The organism is Candidatus Cloacimonadota bacterium, from assembly GCA_028706475.1.
Taxonomy (GTDB): Bacteria; Cloacimonadota; Cloacimonadia; order Cloacimonadales; family Cloacimonadaceae; genus UBA5456.
The window spans coordinates 1-22,279 of record JAQWBI010000017.1; the positions used below are offsets into that span (position 1 = coordinate 1).

Annotated in this window: 16 protein-coding genes; 14 read left to right on the top strand and 2 right to left on the bottom strand. The window is 45.7% G+C overall.

Annotated features, from left to right (window positions below):
* Positions 1-652 precede the first annotated feature (652 nt).
* Positions 653-2,122, top strand: a complete 1,470-nt coding sequence (locus tag PHF32_04650; protein MDD4560015.1) for a Do family serine endopeptidase — start codon at positions 653-655, stop codon at positions 2,120-2,122.
* A 430-nt stretch (positions 2,123-2,552) separates the two neighbouring features.
* Here the strand turns inward: PHF32_04650 and PHF32_04655 are convergent, their stop codons facing one another.
* Positions 2,553-5,243, bottom strand: coding sequence for a FlgD immunoglobulin-like domain containing protein (locus PHF32_04655; GenBank protein MDD4560016.1), 2,691 nt, complete (start codon positions 5,241-5,243; stop codon positions 2,553-2,555).
* Positions 5,243-8,047 (bottom strand): T9SS type A sorting domain-containing protein, encoded by a 2,805-nt coding sequence (locus tag PHF32_04660; protein ID MDD4560017.1) that lies wholly within the window; start codon positions 8,045-8,047, stop codon positions 5,243-5,245. Before PHF32_04660 ends, PHF32_04655 begins: the two co-directional genes overlap by 1 nt.
* A 611-nt stretch (positions 8,048-8,658) precedes the next feature.
* Between PHF32_04660 and recG the strand changes: the two genes are divergently transcribed.
* From recG to PHF32_04725, 13 genes are all read left to right on the top strand, one after another.
* Entirely contained in the window at positions 8,659-10,755 is a 2,097-nt protein-coding gene (recG, locus tag PHF32_04665) for an ATP-dependent DNA helicase RecG (protein ID MDD4560018.1), read from the top strand.
* Between the two features lie 79 nt (positions 10,756-10,834).
* Positions 10,835-14,122 carry a S8 family serine peptidase gene (locus tag PHF32_04670; GenBank protein ID MDD4560019.1) on the top strand — a complete coding sequence of 1,096 codons (3,288 nt, stop codon included), beginning with the start codon at positions 10,835-10,837 and terminating at the stop codon, positions 14,120-14,122.
* Positions 14,123-14,297: 175 nt separating this feature from the next.
* A complete protein-coding gene (gene der, locus PHF32_04675) occupies positions 14,298-15,644 on the top strand; it encodes a ribosome biogenesis GTPase Der (protein MDD4560020.1) in 1,347 nt (448 codons plus the stop codon).
* Entirely contained in the window at positions 15,631-16,257 is a 627-nt protein-coding gene (gene plsY, locus PHF32_04680; protein MDD4560021.1) for a glycerol-3-phosphate 1-O-acyltransferase PlsY, read from the top strand. Before der ends, plsY begins: the two co-directional genes overlap by 14 nt.
* On the top strand, positions 16,257-17,639 hold the full coding sequence (gene purF / locus PHF32_04685; protein MDD4560022.1) for an amidophosphoribosyltransferase: 1,383 nt from the start codon (positions 16,257-16,259) through the stop codon (positions 17,637-17,639). Before plsY ends, purF begins: the two co-directional genes overlap by 1 nt.
* A 3-nt stretch (positions 17,640-17,642) precedes the next feature.
* Positions 17,643-18,611 (top strand): D-glycero-beta-D-manno-heptose-7-phosphate kinase, encoded by a 969-nt coding sequence (gene rfaE1, locus PHF32_04690; protein ID MDD4560023.1) that lies wholly within the window; start codon positions 17,643-17,645, stop codon positions 18,609-18,611.
* On the top strand, positions 18,598-19,083 hold the full coding sequence (rfaE2, locus tag PHF32_04695; GenBank protein MDD4560024.1) for a D-glycero-beta-D-manno-heptose 1-phosphate adenylyltransferase: 486 nt from the start codon (positions 18,598-18,600) through the stop codon (positions 19,081-19,083). Before rfaE1 ends, rfaE2 begins: the two co-directional genes overlap by 14 nt.
* A complete protein-coding gene (locus PHF32_04700) occupies positions 19,080-19,490 on the top strand; it encodes a SoxR reducing system RseC family protein (GenBank protein MDD4560025.1) in 411 nt (136 codons plus the stop codon). The genes rfaE2 and PHF32_04700 overlap by 4 nt, the downstream gene beginning before the upstream one ends.
* Entirely contained in the window at positions 19,487-19,843 is a 357-nt protein-coding gene (gene folB, locus PHF32_04705) for a dihydroneopterin aldolase (GenBank protein MDD4560026.1), read from the top strand. Before PHF32_04700 ends, folB begins: the two co-directional genes overlap by 4 nt.
* Positions 19,843-20,310 (top strand): 2-amino-4-hydroxy-6-hydroxymethyldihydropteridine diphosphokinase, encoded by a 468-nt coding sequence (gene folK / locus PHF32_04710; GenBank protein MDD4560027.1) that lies wholly within the window; start codon positions 19,843-19,845, stop codon positions 20,308-20,310. The genes folB and folK overlap by 1 nt, the downstream gene beginning before the upstream one ends.
* The gene (locus PHF32_04715; protein ID MDD4560028.1) at positions 20,307-21,335 is read left to right on the top strand and encodes an NTP transferase domain-containing protein; all 1,029 of its coding nucleotides are present in this window, start codon (positions 20,307-20,309) and stop codon (positions 21,333-21,335) included. Before folK ends, PHF32_04715 begins: the two co-directional genes overlap by 4 nt.
* A complete protein-coding gene (locus PHF32_04720) occupies positions 21,328-21,831 on the top strand; it encodes an HIT domain-containing protein (GenBank protein MDD4560029.1) in 504 nt (167 codons plus the stop codon). Before PHF32_04715 ends, PHF32_04720 begins: the two co-directional genes overlap by 8 nt.
* Positions 21,824-22,279 (top strand): LytR C-terminal domain-containing protein, encoded by a 456-nt coding sequence (locus PHF32_04725; GenBank protein MDD4560030.1) that lies wholly within the window; start codon positions 21,824-21,826, stop codon positions 22,277-22,279. The genes PHF32_04720 and PHF32_04725 overlap by 8 nt, the downstream gene beginning before the upstream one ends.

Sequence of the window (22,279 nt, forward strand, 5' to 3'; positions counted from 1 at the left end):
AACTCCACCTCCTTTATCCCATAGGCTGGATTAACCATCGTTCTGTATGACAATAACTTATCCATCGTTCTCCTCTGTACTATCTTCAACGGACTTGCCTGTATACTTAAAAGGGTGACTCTCCAAAGTGCTTCAGAACTGTGATACGCTCCTTCTCCCTGTCTTGAAAGCGTTAATCATGTCTTAATCATCCCTTAATCAAGTCTTAATAATTAACGCTTGATTAAGGCTTGATGACCAAGTGATGAAGAGCTACAAGAGAGGGAGAAAAGGAGTAGAACTCTCGGATAACGCGATGGGAGTTCACTAGACCTTATGTATCTTATTGTATACCTATATATTATATATTAATTGGACTTCAATATCTAAGTTGGATTCTATGTATTGCCCGATTCCAAGCCACCCCTTAACTTATTTTAACAAAGATAGATAGCATAGGTGTCTTGAACTACCGTGTTTTTTGGGGTTCAATTCCAGCTTTTTTTGCTTTACAAAAATGCTGTAATCTGCAGATTGGCTTGGATATTGAAATTTTTTGCTTGGTTTCCCACTTTTACCAGTATATAATGTAGTTGAACCCTTGAGGTAAGAGACTACTAGAGTAGATTTTCATATTTACATATTTGAAATACTTTAGGTACAGGAGATCAAAATGAGATTATTAAAAAGCATGGTAATTCTGTTGATGTTGATCAGCCTCAGCAGTTGCGCACAAGCCAGCTCGTCGATGTTGGGAGCAGATGGACAGAGTCCCGTGGTGAAAGTAGTTCGCGATGTCAGGGAAGCGGTTGTGCAGATAAAAGTGGAATCTCAGGTGAGCACCCGTCAAAATATAAATCCCTTTGGTGAAGATCCCTTCTTCCGCTTCTTTTTCCCTTCCCCCGAACAACCTCGCCAGCGTCAGGTAACCTCGATGGGAAGCGGGTTTATCTATGAATACAATGAAGGAACCCGGGAAGCCTTTATCATGACCAACAATCATGTGGCAGAACGGGGTCGTGAAGGCAAGATAACCGTTACTCTGGCAGACAAAAAAACCTATACTGCCAGTGTGGTAGGTTTGGATGCCAATACCGACGTCGCAGTGATTAAGATAAAAATGAGCGAAGGAGAAGATGTGACAGTGGCCCCCTTGGGGGATAGCTCGCTTTTAGAAATCGGCGAATGGGCTATAGCCATCGGAAATCCCTTTGCCGAAGGCTTGGAACGTACGGTTACACTGGGTGTGATCTCTGCCTTGGGACGTTATGACATTATGAGTGGTGAAAATGCGTTGCTCTATCAGGATTTCATTCAGACGGACGCTGCCATCAATCCCGGTAATAGCGGTGGCCCTCTGCTAAACATCAAAGGCGAAGTGATCGGTATAAATACAGCCATCACCAGTACCAGCGGTGGAAACATCGGCATCGGATTTGCCATCCCCATCAATCTCGCCAAACGCGTGGTTAATGATCTGGTGGCCAGCGGCAGAGTTCAACGAGCCTACATTGGCATCCTGCCTCAGGAAATTACTTCCGACCTCGTGGAAGCCTTCAATCTCAGCGAAGTGGCAGGCGTACTGATTGCCAAGGTGGAAAAGGACAGCCCTGCCGAAACCGCCGGTTTAAAAGCAGGAGATGTGATCCTGGAGATTTCTGGAGAAAAGATCAGCAACGTAGCCAGATTCCGGATCGCAGTCGCTACTGCTACAATTGGATCCAAAGTGCCAATAAAAATCTTGAGAGATAACAAGGAAAAGGTGTTGAACGTAACGCTGGAAGCTTTTCCAGAGGACAGCGTAGCGCTAAATACGGAGAATGGAGTGAAAACGGCCATATCCACCGGTATCAGCGTGGAAAGCATCGACAGCGCTCTGGCCAAACGGTTGAACATCAATAGCGATAAAGGCGTGGTTGTGAGTTCTGTGGATGCAAATTCCCCCGCTTCTCAAGCCGGATTGCAGACCGGTATGGTGATATTGCAAATTGAAGGCACTGAGGTAAACAGCGTAAGCGAATTCAACAGTGTGTTGGCTACCGCCAAAGAAAAAATGGAGAAAGACGGTCGTAAGACCATCAAACTTTATGTGATAGATCGAAATCAGATACCAAGATTTATGGTGCTGAGATTTGATGAATAAATGAGATTGCACACGATGGCCGGAGCCTGCACGGTTCCGGCTTTTTTTGCCTGAAACGCAAAGAGTTTTGTGGAGTGGTTTTCAGTGCCCCCAAATAAATGCAAAGCGGAACGTTCAACTGATGTAAACGTGCCAGAGGCACGAGGTACAAATCGCAGCAATGATTTGGAGAAGATTGCCGGTAAAGCCCCGGCAGGGGTGATAACTGAGCCTAGAGGGCGAAACCGTTCATAGCGAGGGTGCGTAGCTTTAGCGGAGCCCCTCGTGACAGGGCGATACACCCATACAAAGCCCCTTGTGGGCGACACAATACTCCGTCTCTATCTCTGATACACACCTGATACACGGATCATTGGAGCTTTGCACGGAACACCGCTTCTACTTTCCATGCATTTGTGTGCAAAGATGAGGCACAGATCCGTAGTATGTATTACAGTTTTACCAATTTATGAGCCTTTACTATGCCGTCATCAGTCTTTAAACGCAAGAAGTAAAGGCCAGAAGATACCGGTTGATTTCTATCGTCACAGCCATCCCAGGCTAACACTTGCTCGCCCTTGCTCTGCATACCTTTGTGCAATGTTCTGATTTGCTGGCCTTTAAGGTTATAGACCTTCAGTTCTGTATCGCTTTGTTTATCCAGTTCGTATGTGATTACCGCAAGCTCGCTGAAGGGATTGGGGGATACAGACAGTTTACTTACTCCGGATACTGATTGCTCATCCTCGTTGGCGGATGAATTCAGGATTACCATCACTGTGTTTGAACTTGCCGATTCCACGCTGCCATACAAGGCGGTGAGATAGTAATACAGAGTATCTTCCTCTGCGCTGTAATCCCGAAACGCATACGCAGAGGGATCCAGTATATCCGCGTAGGCAGCACCGTTACGATAGATCCGAAAACCGCTCAACCCCCTTTCGGGAGCCTGCATCTGCCAGCTAAGGAAGATCTGTCTATCCGTTGCTTCTGCCATGAGATCAATAGGCTGATAGATGGGTTGGTATTCATAAGCTCCCACATCAATGATGCTAATCCCATCGCCATCTCCATCCCAATAGCGTTCATTTCCCGCGGCATCCTTGCTATCTTCGACTACTCCGCTTGCCGCTTGCCTGCCGGTATCGATCAAGGGCGATAGCGGACTTAGCAGATATGGTCGGTTCCCCTCTCCGATAAATAAAGGATCAACGTCACTGTTGCCTGTCAGCCACCACACCGGATTTTGCGCAGTTTCACTGAGCCATCCATAGTATCCGCCCAATATGTTGTTATTATACAAAGTAAGCGAACTGAAGATCCCGGAAGAAGTATTGTTGGGCACCAGAATCTGGTAAACGCTGCCGGGATTGTGTAAGATATTGTTGGTCAATATGCTTGTTCCCTGCACGCAAAGAGGAACGCCGCCCCCGGTATTGCCTGCAAAAGTGCAATTAGTGATAAAAAGAGTATCGTTCCAGGCTCTGGCCATGCTCATAGGATTGCCATAGTTTTGATAATTGTCATAAAAAGCTGAGTTTCGGATGTCGATGCGTAAACGGCTGGCATTATCATCCCAAGGGGAAATCTGGAACATCGAATTGAAGGCAAATTGGTCTGAGGAAACACAACGATTATTATGAAGTTCCAGGCCATCTATTGTCAAATCCAACTCATCAACGGCAGATATGTGGATTGCACTCAAGTAAGGGGCTTCACAGTCTGTGATCTCGAGGTTATTAATCGTTAATTCTCCAGAAGAAGATAATGCTTCAAGTACAGTTCCAATATCATCAGAACTCAATCTGCTGATTTTGATATCTTTAAAAAGCATGTTCCCGTAATTATGAGTTCCATCAATGCCCACTGTAAAATTACTGATGTGGTTATCAATTAATAAATTAGAAAGTGAATAATGAGCACTTCGACTAATTGCGCATCCACTCTTTCCATTAATCATGCTAAAGTTCATAACATGCCAGTTATGAGTGTCTGGAGGAGATGTATGGATGTGTGTTAAAAATTCAGCATCCAAAACAGTTCCCTCCCTTGATTCACCTACTAAGCTGGTATTACTCTTGCTCGGGATCGGGAATTGCTGCCCGTTGAGAGAAGGCGAATAGTGCCCATTTGCCACATATACCGTCTTGGGATTTTCGCTATCCGAGGCAATATTGTACATTGCCTTGAATATGCTCCGCAGCGGTTGATCCGGACTGAGACCGCTATTAGAGTCGTCCCCCCAGGGAGCTACAAAAAGATCGTGATTCACTTCTTCATGCACCGTGTGCAAGATATCAAAAGTATAAGGATTGGTGATGTTTGGACTTTGGGGAATCGCCGTGGCGTAGAAATTCCAGGGATTGGCCACGGTGAAAGTATCTACAACCACATGGACGGTATTTACCTGGTAAAAATACATATCGCTACCAAAAGCAGCATAATTGCTGTAAATGCTGCAACGGTTGTCGGGATCGAAGTGTGTATTGTAGGAGTTTATTGATGAGCCATAATACCAGATACCACCTCCACTTCCCGCGGTATTACGGTGAATGGAGACACCACTCAGATGCATGATCATTCCACTACCGCAAATACCTCCTCCACTATCTGCTTTGTTACCTGTAACTATACAATTGCTCACAAATGCCTGTCTGCTGCCTGTCATGTTACTAATAATGATACCACCACCATACATACTCGTTCCGGTGGTGTTTAATGACCCACTGCCATTTGTAACGGTAAATCCCCGAATACAGATATTGGACTCATGATCCCTGGATACGATAACGGATCCATTTTGATTTCCATCAATGACCGTAGAGTGGATGTAATCTCTGTCTCCGGATAAAAGCTCCAAGCTGGCAAGTGTGATGTTCTTGCCATTGAAGCGTACGTTTTCGATGTATCTACCGGGATAGACCAATACCGTATCACCATGAGCTGAGGCATCTATCGCTTCCTGGATAACGCCGTAAGGTTGGGAGCCATCCAATGCCACACCCAAAATGGCGGCATGGGTATTCACACAAAAGATACACAATGCCCACACAGCTATAAGCTGAAGCGTAAAGAGCCCTCCGCCCGCCCCTAGGGGCAAGCGGAGGGTATTGATTTCATGCTTATTATTTACAGGTCTCATCACTTCATCAGCATCATCTTGCGGGTTTGAACTCCATCCGGACTGCTGAGCCGATAGAAATATATACCTGAGGCAACAGGGCGGTTGGCAATGTCTCTACCGCTCCATTGAATGCTGTGTTTACCTTTGGGCAAATCCTGGTCGCATAGTGTGGTAACTCTTTGTCCCTTTATGTTGAAAACATCCAATTTCACCGGCATATCCGAGCCCAAAACGAAAGATATATTCGTGATTGGATTGAAAGGATTGGGATAATTCTGATCCAAAGCAGTTACCAAAGGAACAGGGCTATCGCCAGTTTTGTGATTGAAAGAGACATAGCTGTACTTTTCTTCTCCGTTCAACCGTAATATTCCGTCCTCAAATACCATAGTCTGGGGATTGTAGATCTTCCAGCCCTGGGCGGCTTTTGCACCCTTACCGTCGTAATAGAACACGATACTCGGTTCTCCGCCGGATTTTGCTTCATCCGGATACACGCAGATATCGACTACAGTACTCTCCACTACCGAGGCACCTTTGCATTCCCCATCGACGAATACTGCGACCTCCTGAGGAAGATTATCCGGATCAAACTCTACTATCAAGCTTGTGTAATCCAGCTTTTCCTCATAGCCGAATGCTGTGGCGCGGGGTCGTTCACGCGGAGCTACGTGCAAACCGGTATTCCAATACATCTCTTCAGGTGCTCCAGGGAGCAGTAAGAGCTCCACCATGTCGCCTTCCGAAAGAGTGTAAGTATTGGGGTCTATGACCCAGGGACTATTCATCTCTTCAGAGATCCTGTAGGTACTCCAATTCCGAGTCTTGATGGTGTGGACATAATCCAGATATGTAAAGCGGGTACTTCTGGGAAGATAGCGGGATAAAGCATACCCGGCTTCCTGGGTCTCCGGAACAAAGTAACCGATCGAATTTACAAAGTCCTGCATCTGGCCATTGTGAAGATACTCCTCCACCCAGGCTACCGGAGTAACATCCGGATCGGCCTTGAAACCGTTCACAATTACAGGATTGATGGTTTCATCCGTATTGAACTTCACCTTGTAGCCCTTGGGCTGTTCCGCTGTGTGGCCTGTGTTGAGCCATTGTAATGTCCATTGATCATAAGACATTTTATCTATCTCTGTATCATAACTCCAGTGAACTCCTATAAGTGCTTGATCAGGCTCATACATGTTATCATGAAACAGGTATCCCAATTCATTCCAATATGTTCCATCCGTTTGGCTTCTGTCATCAACCACGGGGAACGATAACCAGTATATTCCGGTTCCATCTGTTCTATCGAAATACTTCCGGTGATGATGGGGATAGTGCCTGGCCCCGATATCCGGAGGAGTGCCGTCGGGATCAGCTTGGACTACTCCGTCAATCTCAGGGCATCCGGTATTGATAAGGGGGCTTTTGTTATTATGATCCCAAACTAATTCATAATTGTAAGTTTGAGAATTTACGCTAATATATGGATTACCATATGATACACTACCAGCATCGAGATCAAGAGATCCAGCATTAGTCAATCCATTGCTGAAATGGGAAAAGGAAATGGGAATTCTTGAATTACCAGTTAATTGATATGGTTCATAATACTCATTCGTGATTGTAAAAAGCTCTGAATAAGAACCATAATATAGATTGTCTCTAAATGAAGTAATTGGTGGGTATGCATATGGAGTCCATCCCAATCTCACATTCAGAACCTTCTCGCAGTCTATGAATGCATTCTTGTAAATGTAATTGTTTAGATTCCTTAAACTGTACTCTCCATCCCATTGATCGAAGTAAATTGAATTATAACAATCAAAAAAGAGGTTATAACATACTTCAAGCTGTTCAGATGTATCCTTTGCAATCTTCAGTGCATAATTATTGTAAGGAAGTTCGCTGCCAGAAGCGAATGTATTTCCTTTACAAAGTAGTTCAATCTCTCCTCCAACTTCTAGAGGAGAATTGATGAATGTGTTGTTCTCTACAACCAATTCATCTGAACCGTCAAGTTTTACTGCTGTGTTGTTACAATCGTTATCACTAAATTCGACGCTATGGAATCTTCCTAACGAGATAAATGCTGCTGGATCAGGATTAACGCCACTATCATCCTCTTCCTTAATGATGTTTCCGGTGATGACAGCATTGTCTGACATTGAGATAGAATACATAGTTATCCCTCTGTGGGGTAGGCCAGGAATCTCTTCATTAAAAAAGGAGTTTACCACTTTAAAAGTATCAATGTAGGCTAATTGAATTGCATTAATAACCACAGGGAAATCATTGAACATGCAATTGTCTATATGGAATTTCTCCATTTCAAGGGTGGGAGGATTGATAATTGAAGGATCATTATATAGGAGTATTCCATGCTGGGTAATACTAACAGAGTGGTTTTCAAGACTGAGTCCCTGAATCATTAACCTGCTTTGTGCAACGCCTGAAACCAGAATGCCTTGCTCTGCGGTCTCAGGAATCTTCAGAACACAGTTTTGTGGCTGATTTGAACTACTTCTAATAACTATATCCTGCACATTGTGAAAGATCGTACTAGAAGTGTAGTAAACAATTGATAAGGCTTCTTGATAGCCTTGAGGGTTATCTGCCAGATTGATTACAACCTCTGTACCAGATACATTCTCCAGTAAACTATCGTCGAAGGCATGATCAATTGCTTGCTGGATAGAAGGATATGGGTTACCAATAGATCCATCAGCATTGAATGGATTCCCGTTGGGAGCCACATACAGGTTATAGGCAGATAAAGAGCCACCTACAAGGATTAAGACAAATAGCAGTAATAACTTAGGCATTACTACCATAATGGGGGGGGGGGGGGTCGGGTTTGGGTGTGTCATTTTCTTCTCCTTAATTGGTGTTCAAAAAAATCAGTTGCTTGCATTTCGATTGATATGCTCGCGTTATTACATTACAATGCAAGCATTTCTTGGATCATTAAATGTGTCAAGCGATATTATGCAATATAGCTGATGCACTTGTGTTATTCAGAGCATTGCAGCTTGGAGTGCGGGATTTACGTCCTTTTACTTTAATCAATACCCTAAGGCTCTCGAGGATATTGTTTGGAATTTGTCCCAATGCTGTCCGCCATATAGAGTATATAAGGGGATATAAATCCCTATAGATCTTTGCTGCGTATAGAGTGAGATAATGTGTAAGAGAAAAGCCTGATCGGAGGATCGGATTCCTCAGTTACGGATCGGAGCTGCGGAAAGCTGCGTTACGAGGACCGCTGTTCTATCTTCAGTGCATCTATATGGACAGAAAATGAGCAGGTTTGATGAATTTTCAACGATAGAGCACCTTTCGGCTATGCATTATATTTATGCGGAAGCGCTAAACGGTTTGAAGAAGGAAAGCGCAATCAGGTTGACAAAAGCATAGCTTTGTGCAGAGTAGCATCATGCCAAAAGAGAAGAAAGCGGAAAATGCCTTGAACAGCTCCGTGATGTATGTGAAAGGAGTGGGAGAGTATCGTGCCCGGAAGTTGGCCAAACTCGGCATCAATACGATAGGGGATTTGATGGAGTATTTTCCGCGGAATTACATTAGCAGAATTGTGAATCCAAGTTTGGCAGATATGCAAGTAGGCGAGATGGTATCACTTACTGCACAAATCTCCTGGGTAGACACAAAGCAAAGTGCCAAAGGCAAGAAAATCCTTCATGTAGGAGTGAGTGATGGACTGATCGGTTTGGTTTGCGCGTGGTTTAGTTATCCGCCTGGGTATTTGACCATGTTCCGACCCGGAGATACGATCTGGTTAAGCGGATTACTATCTTCATTTGGGGGAGAATTGCAGATGACGCATCCTACTTTCGAGATTCTAACTGATGATTCAGAGGAGGATTTTTGGCGAAAACGCACAATGCTGCCGATTTATTCTCTCACGGAAGGTATCAGTCAGATAATGATGCGCAGGATAATCTTGAACGCTTTTTCCTTGTATGCCGCACAAATCGAGGAGAGTCTGCCGGACTTTATCTTGGAAAAGTATGGCTTTCCCGTTCGCAGAGAAGCTTTGCAGATAGTTCACTTTGGTCAGAAACCGGACTTGATAAATCAATGCCGAAGACGCTTTGCTTACGAGGAATTTTTGTATTCACAAATCCTGTGGGCAAGGCACAAGCTACATCATAATGAACAGGTATTGGGCATCGAATTTATTAATAAGCGAGAGCTAACTACGGCACTCAAGAACAGGCTGAAGTTCGCATTGACCGGAGCTCAGAAGCGAGTGGTACGGGAGATATTTACCGATATGTGTTCCAAGAAACAGATGTCCAGGCTAATACAGGGAGATGTGGGCAGCGGTAAGACTGTTGTGAGCCTTTTTGCCATGCTTCTGGCAGTAGAAAACGGTTATCAGGCAGCGATGATGGCACCTACAGAGATTCTGGCAGATCAGCACTATCAAAGCATCTGTATGATGTTGGAGGGTCTTCCCGTAGAAATAGTATTGCTGAAGGGCGGCAATTACAAGGGTAAGGCTGAGATCAAACATAGTATAGCCGTAGGACGCGCGCAGATAGTGGTGGGAACACACGCTTTGATCCAAAAGGATATCGTGTTTAAACAATTGGGCATAGTGGTGGTGGACGAGCAGCATCGGTTTGGAGTGGAACAACGTGCCAAACTGGCAAAGACTCAAGGCAAGCCAGACCTCCTGTATCTTTCGGCTACGCCCATCCCACGCTCTTTGGCAATGACGGTTTATGGCGATCTGGAAGTAAGCCGCATAGATGAGATGCCCAAGGGACGTAAACCTGTGCAAACCTATATCCGGTCTGATCGCAAGCTAAATACTGTGTTTAGCGAGGTGAGAGCGGAATTGCGGCAAGGCAGGCAGGTATATTTTGTGTGCCCTTTGGTGGAAGAGAGTGAAAAGCTGGCTTTGCTGGATGCTCAACGGCTTTATGAGTATCTGAAGGATAAAGAGTATCCGGACTACAAGGTGGAATTGATCCACGGCAGAATGCCCGCATTAGAAAAAGACGCCATTATGCGCAGGTTCAAGGAGAATTTGATCCAAATCCTGGTATCCACCACTGTTATCGAAGTAGGAGTGGACGTTGCCAATGCCAGTGTAATGGTGATTGAGCATGCGGAGCGCTTTGGTTTGGCGCAGTTGCATCAGTTACGGGGCAGAGTGGGCAGAGGTGAGGCTCAGGCATATTGTTTTTTGATCTGGCATCAGCCGATCTCCCGAATCGCCCGTGAAAGGTTGCATACCATGAGCAGTACAAACGATGGTTTTGTGATTGCGGAGAAGGATCTGGAATTACGCGGACCTGGAGAGTTGTTTGGTTTGGAGCAATCCGGTATGCCCCAGTTCAAGCATGCTAATCTGCTGCAAGATCAAGCCATCTTGCAGGTTGCCAGAATGGATGCTTTTAGAATTGTAGCCGAGGATCCGGTTCTAAGTGACGCCAAACATGAATTATTGAGATATAAATATATCCATAACTACAAGAAAAAAGAAGAGCTTATCCAGTACTAGCGTCCATCTACTACTAAAAAAGGTCTTGACGATATCACCTGATACATATAGTATGATAAAAATTCATTTTGAGGTATCCATGAAAAAGCTGATAATATTCTTAATGCTGATCATCGTCAGCGCTGCAGCTTTTGCTGTGAAATTTGATCCTGAATGGTTCAAATCCCGCACCATAATTGGCTGTTTTACCACAGAAGCCATCCCAAATATCGACGGCAAGCTGGAATATACAATTCAAGACGGAGTTGTGCACACCGGGATTGCAAGTTTCGATGCCATCGCCAGGGAATTTAAGATTGTTAACCTAATACAGGCGCATCCCTATGTACAGGTTCCAGAATGGAATGATAAGGGCGTGTACCTGCAGAATATTTACCGCTTATATTTGGACTCGGATGATCGCATAGATGAAGCTGTAACGGCACTTAGCAAAAACAGCTACATGAACTTTGCCGAGCTGGAAGCCATCAACCGCGAGAAGTTTGTTCCGAATGATCCGATGCTTCCTTCGCAATATACTCATCCACTGCTGCAAAGCTTTGACGCTTGGGATTATGTAACCGGTAGTCACGATGTAGTGGTAGCCATCACCGATAGTGGTGTGAAATGGAATCACCCCGATCTTGCGGGCAATGTTTGGATCAATCCAGCAGAATCTCCCGGGATGAGCATCAACTGGGAAGCCGGTACCATAACTGGCGGCAATGGGCAGGATGCCGGCGAAGGCGGAAACAAGATCGACGACTTGGTCGGTTGGGATTTTAAGGAAAACGACAATAATCCCCTTCAGACTTATCCGACAAACGAGCATGGCACTCACGTTGCTGGTTGCGCTGCTGCAGTTGGTAACAATGGCATCGGTGTAGTAGGTACTGCACCCAATGTGTCCATTCTAAGTTGTAAGGGATCTCCCAGCAATAGTGCATCCAGTGGAGTGGAATTTGCCTACGACCAGATGAAATACTCGGCTGAAGTGGGCGCACACATAATCAATGCGAGTTGGGGTGGACCCGGTAGCGGTGCATATCCAAACAGTATAGTAAACTATGTGACCGACCTGGGAGCAGTTGTTGTGGCTGCCGCAGGCAATGAGGATACTGAACATAACAACACATATCAGGATTACCCGGCTGATTGCACTAATGCATTGAATGTAGCAGCTACAAACAATGTGGATATGAAAGCAAGTTTCTCGGATTATGGCGATCCGATAGATATCTGCGCTCCCGGCGATAACATTCTGTCCACCATCATCGCTGATAACGGTTATACCCAACTGGGCGGTACTTCAATGGCCAGCCCGATCGTAGCAGGAGTAGCGGCATTAGTAAAGAGCCTTCATCCGGAAATGAGTTCTGAAGACATTAGATTCAGACTAATGGCAACAGCAGATCCCATCGACGATTTAAATCCGAATTATATAGGCAAATTAGGTACCGGCAGAGTGAATTCCTTCACTGCCACAATGTACGACAAGATTCCAAACATCTCCATGCCCAGCATGACTTTAACAGAGTTGGAAGGCGATGGTGACGGCATTCCGAATCCCGGAGAGACCGTAACATTGAATATCCAGCTGGAAAACGGAATGACCGGACTTGGTATCCTGTGGAAGGATGCCCATGATCTAACTGCAGCATTGAGAACAAATTATCCTGGTGTCACCATAATCGATTCTGTGTCTACCTATGGTAATGGCGGATGGTTGTATGCAGCCAGTACAGCCTGGAGCAACAGTCCTTACAAATTTAGCACCGTTGCCGATCTTCCCTCCGAACCGATTCCTTTCGAACTGGTGATCACATCAAACAATGCAGATCCTTTCCCATACCGTAAAGTAATCCCCATACAAGTAGAGCTTAGTTTGTTGCAGAGCGGCTGGCCATTCGAAACCGGAGGAGCGCCTCAAGGTTCTGCCATAATAGCCGACATCAATAATGACGGCACAAAAGAGGTTGTATTTGCAGATCAATTGGGCAAGATTCATGTTCGGAATGCCACAAACCAGAATGCATTGACAGGATTCCCCCTTACTTTGGAAGCACCGGTGGTCAGTTCAATCGCTATGAGCGAAGCTCAAAATGATGGCAGCCGTGTGTTTGCCGCATCTTTATCGAACAATAAGATCGTAGCATTTAACTCAAACGGAGAAATCCTGTTCACTCAAGCAGCCGGAGCTACCCTGCGCAGCGGTCCTGTGATCAGCAAGATGCAGAATTCCGGAGCAGAGATGATCACCGTTGTTGCTCAGAACGGTCAATTGCATGTTTTGGATTTTAACGGTGATTCGGCACCAAATTATCCAGTGAATCTGGGAGCAGTTTATATGGTTCAGCCGGCGATTGCAGATCTGAATGGAGATGGAGTAATGGAGATCATCCTTCTCTCTCTGAATGGAGCGTTGAACGCAATTGATGCAAACACCGGGGCAAACATCAGCGGATTTCCAGTTTCTACCGTTAGCGGTAGTAGCCAGAATTCGATTACAGTGGCAAATCTGGATGCCGATGAACATCCTGAGTTGCTCATTGCAACCAGTACTACTGGATTCTTGTATGCTTTGAATCACGATGGAAGCGTGATGTTCCAAAAGACCATCACCGGCCAGATCAAAAGCAGCCCCATTATAGCCGATGTAAACAATGACAATCAGAAAGAAATCATCATCATCTCCGTCAATGGAAGCGTGTATGTAATGAATACCGATGGTACAGACCTTCCAGGCATGCCGATATCCGTGGGGGCAAATGTGGAATCGACCCCTGTAGTAGCCAGATTTGACGGTTCTGATATGGCTGGTATAATCTTTGGCGATTCTACGGGCAAACTACACTCCGTCCGCATTGATGGCACAGAATCACCGAACTTTCCCATCAAGCTCAGCGGGAATGTAAAAATCTCTGCAGCCTTGTCCGACGTAGATGGCGATGATGATCTGGATATCGTGGTTCCCGATAACTCTGCCTTTTATGTGATAGACATAAAACGCCCCATCAGCTGTCTGGAATGGCTTTGCTACCTGGGAGAATACGGCCGCACCGGCAATGCCATGAATCCTGTGCCCAACAGCGACCAAGTAGCTGAGATTAACAGCACCACTCTGTACGGAGCTTATCCCAATCCCTTTAACCCCACCACAAACATCAGCTTCAGCCTAAAGGATGCTGGTGAGGTTAGCTTGGATATATACAACCAAAAGGGACAGAAAGTACGCAGTCTGCTAAAGGGAATTCTGCCTTCCGGAAAGCACCAAATGGTGTGGAACGGAACCGATGACAACGGAAATGGAGTTGCCAGCGGATTGTATTTCTACCGTATGAAATCCGGAAAATACAGCTCAACCAGAAAAATGATCCTCATGAAGTAATATCAGCTTGCACTATAGAGAGCCCCTTTCAGAAAGGGGCTTTTTTCGTGTCTTGAAGGCAATATATCAGGAGTGTGTCGTAACCTGAAGATGGATGCGAGTAAATCTGTAAAACTCTTTGACAAAATAGGCTGATTCAAAATGCTGGAACAAAATGCAATTAAGGCAGTAAATAATGAGAAAATATATTGTCTCCATTCTGGGACGCCCAAACGTGGGGAAATCCACATTGTTCAACAGGCTGTGTCGCAAACGCAACGCCATAGTTGATTTTGAAGCAGGCATTACGCGTGACCGCAAGTATGAAGATGTGGAATGGAACGGGAAAGTGTTCAAACTCATCGATACCGGCGGCATCGTGTATGACAGCAACGATCCCATGGACAAAAACATCATGAGTCAAGCGCTTTTGGCCGTGGACGAGAGTGATCTGATCATCTTTATGGTAGATGCTCAAACTGGAACTACAGACTTGGATATAGCCATAGCCAAGATTCTGTTTCCCCATAGAGACAAGGTGGTCTTGGCAGCAAACAAAGCGGATAGCGAAAAGCAGGAATGGGAGGTATATGACTTCCTGCAGCTTGGTTTTGGCGCTGCCTTCCCAATATCTGCTTCTCAAGGCCGCAACACCGGTGATTTTCTGGACGAGATTGTAAACCGAATACCGGATACTATGGACGCAGGAACGGAAGAGAAGAAAGAGAATACCAGAATAGCGGTGGTAGGCAAACCGAATGTGGGAAAATCTTCGATCGTAAACCTTCTTTTGGGTGAAGCCAAGCAGATCGTTACCGATATCCCCGGAACTACCAGGGACAGCATCGATACTCTATTCCGGTATCATGGCAAGGATTATACTTTGATAGATACTGCCGGGCTGCGCCGAAAAAAGAAAGTAAATTATGGCGTTGAGTACTTTAGTGTGATGCGTACGATTGAGGCAGTGGACCGTTGCGATATAGTAGTACTGGTACTTTCTGCCGATGAAGAAATAAGTACTCAGGATCTCAAGATAGCCAGCTATGCTCAGCGCAAGATGAAAGAAATCCTGATAGTGTACAACAAATGGGATCTGGTGGAAAAGAGCAGCAGCACAACCGGTGAATTCATCAAGAACTTACATCATGAAATGGCATTCCTGCAGTTTGCCCCAGTGATCTTCATCTCAGCAAAGACACATCAACGCATCCATAAAGTGATGGAAGCAGTAGTATCCATCGAAGAAGAAAGCCAGAAACGGATTCCGACCTCGGAATTGAACCGTTTCATGGAGACTGTAATAGCCCGCCGTCCCCCAACTCATCCAACCGGGCGTCACATCAAGATATTCTACATCACTCAAGCTTCGGTGAAGCCCCCTGTCTTCGTGTTTTTTTGCAACACACCTGCTTTGATCACAGAGAACTACCGCAAGTTCCTCCACAATCAATTGCGAGAGGTATTTGCCTTTTCCGGAGTGTCTATAAAGCTTATTTTCAAGGGACGTAAGGAAGAGGAGATTGAGAATGAACGCTCCTGAGTACTTGATGCTCATCCTGGCCTATTTCCTGGGTAGCATCCCAATCGGCTTGCTGGTAGCCAGGATATTCTACCACAGAGACATCCGCAAGGAAGGTAGCGGTAATATCGGCGCAACCAATGCCTTGAGGCAGTTTGGTACAAAGGTGGGTGTTTTTGTACTAATAATGGATATGATGAAAGGGGTTGGAGCAGTACTTTTGGCCCGGCATTTTTGGGGTTTGGCACATCCGCTGGTGTCAGTATGCGGATTATTGGTCATCCTGGGGCATGTGTTCAGTATCTGGCTAAAGTTCAAAGGTGGAAAAGGTGTCGCAACTGCAGCAGGCGTTTTTGCGGCTTTGGCTCCGATGAGTCTGATTATCGCTGTCTTGGTCTTTATTCTGGTGGTTGTCCGCAGCCGTTACGTATCCTTGGGCTCCATTCTGGCAGCAGTAGTGTTTGCCATCTGCACGTACCTGATGGAATTACTTAGTCCAAAACCCGATTGGGGACTGTTAATCCTGACAGCCTTGATCGTTTTGATGATAGTATTTCGTCATATAGAAAATATCAAACGCCTTGTGAAAGGTGAAGAAAACAAAATAAGTTTCAGTAAAAGAGGAAGATCCTGATGTGTGGGATACTTGGTATATTTAGCAATTCCAGTGCGGCTAAGTTGGCAGCCTTGGGGCTTTTCGCGATTCAGCACAGAGGACAGGAAAGCTGTGGTATGGCGGTATCGGATGGCAAAGTGATCCGCCTGCGGAAGAAAATGGGTCTGATAAAGGAAGTGTTTAGCGATGCAGAACTGGCAAAGTTGCCGGGGAATGTGGCTGTTGGACATGTACGATATCCTACCAAAGGCTCTGCCACGGAGTTTAATACACAGCCCCATCTGGTGGAGACTCTGGCTGGTCCCACCTATGCTTTGGCCTCCAACGGAGATCTGGTGAATTATCACTCCATGCGCCGGTATCTGGAAGAACAGAACGTATATTTCAAAAGCGATAACGACGGTGAATTGCTGGTAAAGTACATTGCCTGGCAAGTGATGCGCAAGGGCGAAGGCATCATCGAAGCCATCCGACATCTGATGCGAGACATAAAAGGAGCATATTCCACAGTACTATGTACCAGAGACGCATTATATATGTTCCGCGATCCATATAGTATCCGCCCGATGGTTTGGGGTAAAATGGCGGATAGTACGGTGGTGGTGGCATCCGAAAGCTGTGCGCTGGATGCACTGGGTGTGACCGACCGGCAAGAGATACCCTCCGCTGGAATCGTGAAAGTAAGCAGCGAAGGAATCAGGATTATCGAGAATGATCCCAATCTGTACCGTAATATCTCTCATCCGCAGCATTGCATATTTGAGCACATTTATTTCTCTCGTCCGGATAGCTTCCATTTTGGTGAAGACGTGTACCGGGTAAGAGAAAAGATCGGGGCTGCCCTGGCTGCCAGAGATAAAGACCTGGAAGCAGATTATGTGGTGCCCGTGCCGGACTCATCAAACTTTATCGGATTGGGATACAGTATAGCTAGCAATATTCCACTCTCTTTAGGGTTAATCCGCAACCACTATATCGGAAGAACCTTCATCAAGCCGGAACAAACCATCAGAGATGAAAGCGTTCTCCAGAAGTTCAATCTACTGCCAAACTTCTTCACTGGGAAAAAGATAGTATTGATAGACGATAGCATAGTACGTGGAACCACCATTCGTAAGATTGTGAATCTGATTAAAAATGCCGGTGTTGCGGAGGTTCATCTACGGATTGGTAGTCCTCAAGTGAAGTACAGTTGTTATTACGGCATCGATACCCCTTCTTCGGATGAATTGGTCGCAAATCGATATGATTTGGAGCAGATCCGCCAACGAGTACAGGTGGATAGCCTGAAGTTTGTGGACATAAACGACTTGCTGGCTTGCACACAATCCCCCAAAGATTATTGTCTGGCATGTTTCAACGGAGATTATCCTCTGGGCAAGGGCGAGGAAGAGGAATAAGAAATGGATATTCAAGAGCTTGGCACACGTATAAAGGGTCTTAAAACCATAGTATTGGGAGACATGATGCTGGATTGCTACCTCTGGGGTAAAGTCCAGCGGATATCTCCTGAAGCGCCTGTCCCGGTGATTGAGATTAACCGGGAAGAATACCGCTTGGGTGGAGCAGCAAATGTCGCATTGAACTTGGCATCACTGGGAGCAGAGGTATTTCCCATCGGCTTGATGGGTACCGGATCCAATTCCAGGATTCTAAAGAAACTGTTTAAACAACATGGCTTGAACTCCTCAGGATTGATCCCAGAGAAGGGTAGGAAAACAACTATTAAAACAAGAATCGGAGCAGTGAATCAACAAATTGTGCGCATAGATATTGAAGACAGAATTGATGCTTCACCGGAGAGCAAAGACACAATCTTGCAGCTATTACGAGATAAGCTGGAGCACAGCGATTTGTTGATAATAGAAGACTACAACAAAGGTCTTCTGAACGAGGGACTAATCACCTCCACTCTGCAACTGTGCAAGAAACATAACGTACTAGTAGCAGTAGATCCCAAACAAAAAAACTTTTTCAGTTACTGCAAAGTAGACATATTCAAACCCAATTATGTAGAGCTGCAAAGCAACTTAGGACGGCACTTTGAGAGTGATGAAGAGTTCTTCGAGGGAGCAGCACAAGTGCAAAAAAAACTGGGATGCAAGTATCTGGTGGTGACACATGGGGCCAAAGGAATGTACATCTTCAGTGCCAAATCCCAGATGTTACATTTACCCAGTTGCGCCAGAGAAGTGTATGACGTTTCCGGAGCCGGAGACACTGTGATAAGCGCACTTGGGCTTGCCTTCGCATCCGGGGAGGACATTCTTACCGCAGCACGCTTTGCCAATCACGCGGCTGGAGTAGTATGCGGCAAGATGGGCACAGCCACCGCCAGTATCAAGGAAATATTGGATTATGCCCGGGCTTGAAGACAAGATTCTAAAACTTGAAGAAGCTCTACTCATATGCAGGCAAGAGCGACAGGCCGGAAAGAAGCTTGTGTTTACCAATGGCTGTTTCGATATCTTACATGCTGGCCACGTGAGGTATCTGCGTGAAGCCAAAGCTTTGGGAGACATTCTGATAGTAGGGTTAAACAGCGATGCCTCGGTGAGGAGACTAAAGGGGAACTCACGTCCGGTAAATAACCAAATAGATAGGGCGATCGTTTTGGCGGGTCTGAGTGCTGTAGACTTTATTTGCGTGTTTGATGAAGATACTCCTTATGAACTCATTAAAGCATTGGAACCAAATGTCTTGGTGAAGGGAGGAGATTGGCGTCCGGATCAGATTGTTGGTGCGGATATAGTTTTGACATCCGGAGGAATCGTTAAAAGTCTGAATTTCGTTGAAGGTCTTTCCAGCACAAATATAATAGATAAAATGAGGAATTCCCAATGAGCCCGGAGGAAATCCAGGATACTGGGATTGTGACATCTGTAAGTGGAAACACCGTCGTTGTGGAACTGCAGCGCGGAAACGGATGTAAGTCTTGCGCCATGCATGGCTTGTGCTTTAGCAAAGGGAAAGCCGCCTTTTTGGAACTGGAAAGCTCTCTGAAGCTGGAAATCGGAGACAGCGTAGAGCTGGAAATATCCCCCTCTGGCAGAGTATTGGCAAGCCTCTTGATCTTCATTGTACCAATTGTCTTTTTGTTTATAGGGTTTTTACTCGCTAATATATGGATGAACGAACTCAGCAGTATAATTCTTGCATTTGCCTCTATGGCGCTTAGTTTCTTTATTATCCGCCTCTGCGATAATCGCTGGGGGAAGAAGTTAAAAATCGAGATTGTGAGGAAATTGTGAAAATCCACTTGAATGAGATGGTCTTCTACGGTTATCATGGCGTTCATGATGAAGAACGCAAACTGGGGCAACGCTTTATCGTAAGCAGTACTTTGTATACAGATCCCGAGTTGGACGCCCACATCCGTAGCCTGGAAGATACTGTGGATTATACCAAAGTCTATGCCGATATCAAAGAGATCATGGAATCCCGGCAGTTTCAGCTTCTAGAGTGTTGTGCGAACAGTATTGCAGATCGGCTATTATCAGAATACCGTCTCATTGAGAGCCTCAGCATCCGAATTCAAAAGCCATCCGTACCCATTCAGGGCAGCCTGAGGAGCGTGGAAGTAGAGGTTTTCCGAAAGCGCTGATGAAGTATTATCTGCTATTGGGGTCAAACATGGAGGATCCTCCCATGCAACTGGCACTAGCATGTAAAGAAATTGCCGCCTTGGCGGAATCCTCCATCGTTCGCGAAACCCGAGTCTTACGAACAAAGCCATACGGAAAAACTGATCAGGGTGACTTCTATAACATGGTTCTGGAGCTGGAAAGTAGCTTGGAACCTAATGTTCTGCTGGAGAAGCTTCTGCTCATCGAACAAAGAATGGGACGCATTCGCACAGAAAAATGGGGTCCCAGAGTTATAGATATAGACATACTGCTTGCCGATGATACCATCATGAACGAGAGTGAGTTGTGTATTCCACACAGTGATCTGCAAAACAGAGCATTTGCCCTCTTTTTGCTATGTGAACTTGTGCCGGATGCCATCCACCCGGTCTATAATAGAACTATGCGTGAGCTGCTCTACAGCTTGCCTGGAGGATATACATGAAGCCACTAGCAGCAATAGTATTAGCTGCCGGTAAGGGCACCCGGATGAAATCTGAACGTGCCAAAGTGACCTTTCCCATTGCCGATAAAGCAATGGTACAACGTGTTGTAAATACAGCCTTGGAGCTTGATTGCGCAAAGATCTGTGTGGTAGTAGGTTGGGAAAAGGATACTGTAATAGCTGCCCTGGTTGATGATGAGCGGTTGGAGTTTGTGGAACAAGCAGAACAACTGGGCACCGGACACGCAGTTCAAATGGCCGCCGAGAGCTTTGCATCCTTTACAGGAGATGTATTGATCCTGTGTGGTGATGTTCCCCTGCTCTCTGCAGAAACAGTTCGCCAACTGCACGAAAAACATGTACAAAGCGGTGCAGCTGCAACCGTTTTAACCGCCGTGCTGGAAGACGCTGGAAAGTATGGCCGTATGTTGCGTGATGATAATGGGCACATTCGCGGTATAGTGGAATTCAAGGATGCCAGCCCCATGCAACGTGAGATCAAGGAGTTCAACACCGGCATCTATTGTTACAAAGCGGAGAAACTCTTTGCCGCGCTTAGCAAGATCAATAACAATAATGAGCAAAAAGAGTACTATCTCACCGATACCATAGGCATTCTATATGATGCTGGGGGAATGGTGGAAAATGTAATTCTGAAAGACCTTATGGAGGTTTCCGGAGTTAACTCTCAGGAGCAACTGGCTTATCTGGAAGATGTGTATCTGGATAAAATCCGTAAGAAATGGCTGAATAACGGAGTGATGATGCATAATCCTCAAACCATTCATATAGGAGACGATGTTGTCATCGAAGCGGATGTTGAGATCGGTCAGGGTTGTGTATTGAAGGGTCATAGCACCATCGAAAGCGGTGTAGTTTTAGGTCCCAATTGCATCATCCAAAACTCTGTAATCTCGAACGACAGTATCCTTTTGGGACACAATATCATAGTTGATAGCTTCATTAAAGAACACGAAATGCTGGAATTCGGTTCCCGCGTGATTGAAGAAGAGGATTATGAATAAGAAATACCTGTACTCTCCCTGGCGCTTGGATTACATCCTGGGCGAAAAGCCCGAAGATTGTGTGATGTGCAGAGCAAAAGACACAGAGCATGATGAAGAGAATCTGATCCTCTACCGGGGCAGGTATTGCTATGTAATGCTCAATTGTTATCCTTACAACAACGGACACTTGATGATAGTCCCATATCTGCATGTAAGCAACATAAACGATCTGGATACAGAAACGTGGCATGAAGCCTGCGATTTGGTCTGCATCTGTGAAACAGCTTATAGGGAAGCCTACAATCCCGATGGCATCAATATCGGCATCAATCTCGGGACTGCAGCCGGGGCTGGCATTGCTGAGCACCTCCACATCCACATGGTTCCGCGTTGGAACGGGGATAGTAATTTTATGACTGTAGTGTCCGGAGAAAGGGTAATACCAGAGGCTTTCGAGATCAGTTATGAACGTCTGTGCAGCCGCATCCGGAAGCTGGCAAAAAACGATGAATGAACCGTTCGATTTGACAAATAGTGCAGGTAAAAAAAAGTGGTACTCCAAAGCATGGATATGGTATCTGGTGATTTCGGTGGTGCTTGCCACACTTGTGTATCTAGTGATATCCAGAGCGGGTGGAGATGCTGCGCTACCAAAAGTCTATGAAGAAGATCAGCTTCCAGCCATCAAGGTGCAGGTGCTAAACGGTTGCGGTTACGAACAGCTGGCATCCGAATTCGCTTCCTCCCTGGCGGATAAAAACATAGATGTAATCAGCGTTGGCGACACTCCGAAGCCCATCTACGACAAGAGCATCATTGTGATACGTAAAGGTGACAAAGAGGATCTATCGAGATTACAGCGCATGACTGGTATCCAACGCTGGACAAGTGCCCTAAACGAGTACCATAATGCCGAATTCGACATTATCGTGGGGCGAGATTACGAAGAGTTTATGAAATAG